A 5,104-nucleotide genomic window follows, 5' to 3' on the forward strand; every position below is an offset into this window, starting at 1 on the left:
ATCAGTTCCGGCCCGGTATTTTGGCGGGCAACACCTTGGTGGTGTTCCTGGCGGGCCTGATCCTGGTGGCGGTTGGTGATCAGCTCGTGATCAGCGATCCGGCCGCCCGCCCTGATCTGGCCACCGTTCTGTTTCTTTATGGCGGGCCGGCTCTTTTCCTCGCTGGCCGGGGCGTTTTTATTCGACGGTTACTGGGCCACCGCCGAGCCTCCGATCTCGCCGGCATCGGAGCCTTGGCGGTCCTGGCAAGCTTGAGCTCTTTCCTCCCGGCATTCGTTGCCGCTATAGGGGCCGTTATTCCCCTCATGGGCGTAGCAGTTTCCGACGCCGTGAACCGCCGCCGCCGAACGAAACAGGGAGCCTGCTGACGGTTTATTGGATGCCAGGGAACGTGTCTTTCACCACGGCATTAGCGGAGTTCTAGGGCGCGGGAAGCCAGTAGCGAAGGCAACCAATTTAGATGGTTCGGGCGACTGCGCACCATCGATTGTTCCGCTATCGGGCCGCCATTCGGGGCAAGTGCACCGGTTTCAAAGGTGCCTGAAAGTTACCGGGTGTGGGTACCTTGATGCCCGCTGCAGCGATGTTGGATGAGCGGGGCGTCGGACACGGTGGCGTCAAAGACGTCGGCTCCGGATACATTCTGGAGTTCTGAGATCCTGACAACATCGCGTTGGAGCTCTTCGTCACTAACGCCTGATGAACCACGCACCTGTGGAATACATCGGGGGCTTGGGGCCTTGGACCCGGTATGACTTCTATTGCAATCATCGGAGCAGGACCAGGACTCGGGGCAGCAGTGGCGCGGCGTTTCGGCGCGGAAGGTTTCACCGTTGGCCTGATCTCCCGCGACCAGGGGCGCCTGGATGCACTGGCCGGGGAATTGGCCAAGGACGGCGTGGAGGCCAGGGGTTTCACCGCTGACGTCCGCGACCCGTCCTCCATCGCCAAGGCCCTGGAGCAGGTGGCGGAGACCCTTGGCCCGATCGAGGTGCTCCAGTACAGTCCGCTGCCGCAAAAGGACTTCATGCGCCCGGTCCTTGAGACGACGCCGGCGGACCTTGTGGGGCCCGTCGAGTTCTCCATCTACGGACCGGTTGCCGCGGTGCACCAGGTGGTGCCGGGCATGCGTTTCCTCGGCAAGAACCGCGGAACTATTCTCTTCGTCAACGGCGGATCGGCCGTCACGCCTGGCCGCAACGTGACCGGCACGTCCGTGGCATTTGCCGGGCAGGCCGCCTACGCGCAGCTCCTCAACGAGGTCCTGGGCGAGGAAGGCATCCAGGTGTCCCAGCTCATCATCGGCGGCCGCATCATTGCCGGGGATCCCGAGAAGGACCCCGACGTGCTGGCCGGTCATCTGTGGGACCTGCACAGCAAACGTGACCGCTTCCGCCATCAGGTCAGCGCCGACTGAACCGCAACCACCACCACAGGAGACATCATATGAGCGCCAAAACATGGTTCATCACCGGTACATCCCGCGGCTTCGGCCGGGAGTGGGCACTGGCCGCGCTGGAGCGCGGGGACAACGTGGCAGCCACCGCCCGAAACGACAACAGCATGGACACCCTCGCGGCAGAGTTCGGCGACAAGGTGCTGCCGATCTCGCTAGACGTCACCGACCGTGACGCGGTATTCGCCGCCGTCGCCCGGGCGCACGAGCATTTTGGCCGGCTCGACGTAGTGGTGAACAACGCCNCGCGGAGGCCCGCGAGCAGATCGAGACCAACCTTTTCGGCGCGCTCTGGGTCACCCAGGCGGCGCTACCCTTCCTGCGCGCCCAGGGTAGCGGCCACATCCTGCAGGTCTCCTCCATCGGCGGGATCTCAGCGTTCCCCACAGCGGGCATCTACCACGCCTCCAAATGGGCACTGGAAGGCCTCAGCCAGTCACTCGCGCAGGAAGTGGCAGGCTTCGGCATCAACGTCACCCTCATCGAGCCCGGTGGTTACTCCACCGACTGGGGCGGCAGCTCCGCGAGGCACGCCACTGAACTGCCCGCCTACGACGGGGTCCGTGAGCAGGCCGCCAACCGGCCCAGCCGGCGCGGCACCCCCGGTGACCCGGCGGCCACCAGGGACGCGGTACTCGCCCTGGTGGACTCCCAGACCCCGCCCCTGCGGGTCTTCTTCGGTGAGGCGCCGCTGGCCATCGCCACCGCCGACTACGAATCCCGGCTCGCGACGTGGAACGAGTGGCAGCCGCTGTCCGTAGCCGCGCACGGCAGCCAGCGCTGATCCATGCACCACGACCATCAGGTTCCTCGGATCGAAAAAGGCCATCTGGTCGCCAGCCTTTAGGCCTATGCCCGACGCTGGAATTCCCAACGTCGATCCCGGCAGGGGCAAAAATATCTGCGTTCATCCTGTTCCGTATTCGACCGTTTGAGACCTCGTGGCGGCCAGAGGCCTACTGACCCGGGATCGGGCAATGGATCATGCTGTAGGTGTGATTGTTCATTTTGTTTGGCGGTTAATTCACGGTCTCAGGTGGCGGTCTTTGCCGTTCCGCTTGCGGAATACTGAGTGGACGGGCTGGCCCCGCTGATGAGTTCCGCGAATGCCCGCTCTCATGCTGCCCGCGGTGGACCTAAAAGGGCAGATTTTTATAGAACCAGGAGTCTTCTCCGACCAGAGGTATGTTCACCTGGGCTTTTCCGAAGTCCAGTTGGATGGCCTTGCCGGGCGGAAGAACGGTGAAGCCACCCGAGTGGTAGAAGCCCGCTGATTCTGGGCCGGTGACGCCGTACAGCGTCTGAAACCTGTATGAGCTCAGGTGGTTGAGAAGTTCGGCAACTAGTTCACGGGCAATTCCGGTGTGCCGGCGGTCTGGGCGCACCGCCAAGCTGTAGAGCATTGCGTGATCTTTGATCCCTTGCTCGACGGCCCACGAGGGGAGCCCATGACGGACGTAGGCCGCAATCTGCTCGGCTGCAGCGCCAGCATGTAGGGCGCCGACGAGTTCGTTGCCGTCGCCGATCGCCAGAATGAATGAAGGGTATCCCTTCAGGGGATCAGTCGCTCGGGCGTGGAGAGGGAATCTGTTCTCGTCATCAATGTGTGCCGTGAAGAATCCTTCGATCTCGACTCTGTCGGAATCGGAGTTGAAGCGGTTGACCGTGTCCGACATTGCGTTCCTTTGGCTAGGCGGCGGGGCTGTTAGGCCAGGGTCATTCAGGTACATGGTGGCGAGGGTAGAGCATTCACCCGGGGCGTGCTATTTGGCCATCCTGCTGGGGACATAAAGGCGCGGACGCACAACGTGCAGGGCAGGTTCTGGTTTTAAGAAGCTGGCTCCCGTATGGGAAGGTTTGCGAGAATACAGACTGCGGACTTCACGGGCCTTACGGACAACATGGCAGGCTACGTCTAGTGCCACAGCGATGGACATTTCGTTGGAGGTCAGCCGGCCATTGAGAACCTTTGAAACGCCGTCATCATCCTGCGCTTCAAAGAGAGTCAGGAGCTTCCAAGCCCATTTACGCCCATGTGCCGCGGCGGAGCACATCTGCCACGTTAGTCCAGAACGGGGAATATTGAAGTGCTTGGACGTCTCTTCGATGATGCGCAGTTGGCCTGGCGGTCGGCTCTTGACGCGTTCACCGGTCAAGCCATTCCTGGCCAGGCAGTCGTCGAAGTGTCCTAGAAGGTCCTCGTCAAGCCCCGCCGTGGGATCGACGCTCTTGGCTGCGCGCTCCTGGTCAAGCAGATCAACGTACTCAAGCTTCAGGGCCCGGACTGCGACCGAACGTGGCTCGTCGTCTTGAAGGATCCATAGAGCTGTGGAGGCGGTTTCGATGGCGCCTCGGATCAGCGTGTAGGGAGCGAACGTGTGTTGAGCCCCGGCATTTTCCATCATCATCTTCAGCGCATGCAGATGGTCCACGGCCGTGTGGAGAGGAGGTAACCGATGAGATGCGAGGCTTGGTTCGGTTCGGTCATCGCATCAACGACGTCGAGAAGCGATCCCGGCACCGCAGCATGCGAGTTCAATCCTGCAGCCTGCCAGTTGCTGATCTCTGCGAAATCCATTCGCATCCCTGCCCAGGCGCGTTGCGACTGGCTTTTGCTCAGGTGCTGAAGCCCCTGGTCATGAGCATTCAATACATGGTTCCTAGCTATCCGGTCCGAACGAGCACGGCCAGGGAAGTCTCTGGAATCTTCACTGCCGCTCCGAATGCCATTGTGTTACGGCCGACCCGGTTCGCGGACAAGGGACTCCCACTCGATGTCCGGCAGTACCTTGTTGGCGCTGCGCGACAGGAAGTACTTGCGTTCTATGGGCCAGGCACCTGTTCCGAGCCCATCTTCGGAGCCCTTGTGATCAGCCAAGAGCCGCCAATGTCCGTCCATGGACGGTACGGGTTCCAAGATGCAACCACCGCAAGCAATGCGCGCTGTGTCGAAGGCCCCGGTGTCCATTGGACTGACGCTGGTAACGGTGAATTGATGCTCAATGGAGTTCCCGCGGCGCCGCTGATTGTAGATATCGATCCATTCCTGGACAGTGCGCTCGACCTGGTAAAGGTATCCGCTGAGGCTTTCCCCCGGACCCAGGACGGTCTCTCGAATCGATTCCTCACCGTTCGTTAGCGTCTCGCTAAACCGAAAGTGAGCAGCCCCCGGTCCGTCGTTGATGACCGAGATATCGAGCCGTATCAGGACGCGGAGGTTCTGATCTCTCGGAAGGATGAACTCATGATCCGGGGGCAGCGAAATTGGATCAGCATCTGCGAACGACGAAGGAAACAACGGGGGCCACTCGATATCATCGTCAGCGAGAACGCGGAACTGCGGCATCGACGCGTCAATGCGGGTCTTGACCGCCTCGGAGACCATAAACAACGTTTGCCTGCGTTGAGATTCTGCCAGCTCAAGGGACTTTGTAGCCGCCAGCACTGTGGCTTCAGTCGCGTCAGCCGCCCGTCCCGTCTCCCGCGCGGATTCAGCCGTGGCCGCGGCGGCTCGGGCAGTTGCTCGAGTTTGGAAGGCAATGATATGTCAAGCCCCGGGTTTGGTGGAGGGATTGTTAGACCCGTTCCATCGTTTTGATGGCGGGCAGATTTGAGTAGAAGATGGTTTCTGCTTCTACCGGCGGTATA

The 5,104-nt window shown here is 61.4% G+C and carries 6 protein-coding genes and 1 pseudogene; 3 read left to right on the top strand and 4 right to left on the bottom strand.

Annotated elements, in window-relative coordinates; genetic code table 11:
* The 3 genes and pseudogenes from NG698_RS21370 to NG698_RS21380 all read left to right on the top strand — a co-directional run.
* A partial coding sequence (locus tag NG698_RS21370; protein WP_252612249.1) for a low temperature requirement protein A occupies window positions 1–368 on the top strand: 368 nt, incomplete at its 5' end.
* Between the two features lie 383 nt (window positions 369–751).
* A complete protein-coding gene (locus NG698_RS21375) occupies window positions 752–1,417 on the top strand; it encodes an SDR family NAD(P)-dependent oxidoreductase (protein WP_252612258.1) in 666 nt (221 codons plus the stop codon).
* Window positions 1,418–1,446: 29 nt separating this feature from the next.
* Window positions 1,447–2,240 (top strand): annotated as a pseudogene (locus NG698_RS21380) (SDR family NAD(P)-dependent oxidoreductase).
* A gap of 352 nt (window positions 2,241–2,592) precedes the next feature.
* On the opposite strand, the gene NG698_RS21385 reads toward NG698_RS21380, so the two are convergent.
* The 4 genes from NG698_RS21385 to NG698_RS21400 form a co-directional block, all read right to left on the bottom strand.
* Complete coding sequence (locus NG698_RS21385) at window positions 2,593–3,132, bottom strand: GNAT family N-acetyltransferase (protein ID WP_252612260.1); 540 nt, start codon at window positions 3,130–3,132, stop codon at window positions 2,593–2,595.
* Between the two features lie 87 nt (window positions 3,133–3,219).
* On the bottom strand, window positions 3,220–3,888 hold the full coding sequence (locus tag NG698_RS21390; protein ID WP_252612262.1) for a hypothetical protein: 669 nt from the start codon (window positions 3,886–3,888) through the stop codon (window positions 3,220–3,222).
* Window positions 3,867–4,106: a hypothetical protein gene (locus NG698_RS21395; protein WP_252612264.1), complete on the bottom strand. Its 240-nt coding sequence runs from the start codon at window positions 4,104–4,106 to the stop codon at window positions 3,867–3,869. Before NG698_RS21395 ends, NG698_RS21390 begins: the two co-directional genes overlap by 22 nt.
* 84 nt (window positions 4,107–4,190) lie before the next feature.
* Window positions 4,191–4,841 (bottom strand): hypothetical protein, encoded by a 651-nt coding sequence (locus NG698_RS21400; protein WP_252612266.1) that lies wholly within the window; start codon window positions 4,839–4,841, stop codon window positions 4,191–4,193.
* Window positions 4,842–5,104: the final 263 nt, after the last annotated feature.

Source organism: Pseudarthrobacter raffinosi, assembly GCF_023913735.1.
Classification (GTDB): domain Bacteria; phylum Actinomycetota; class Actinomycetes; order Actinomycetales; family Micrococcaceae; genus Arthrobacter; species Arthrobacter raffinosi.

Bases quoted from the DNA above. Each gene is read 5' to 3' on its own strand.
- NG698_RS21375 (WP_252612258.1), top strand. From the start codon at position 752: ATGACTTCTATTGCAATCATCGGAGCAGGACCAGGACTCGGGGCAGCA.
- NG698_RS21400 (WP_252612266.1), bottom strand. From the start codon at position 4,841: ATGGTCTCCGAGGCGGTCAAGACCCGCATTGACGCGTCGATGCCGCAG.
- NG698_RS21385 (WP_252612260.1), bottom strand. From the start codon at position 3,132: ATGTCGGACACGGTCAACCGCTTCAACTCCGATTCCGACAGAGTCGAG.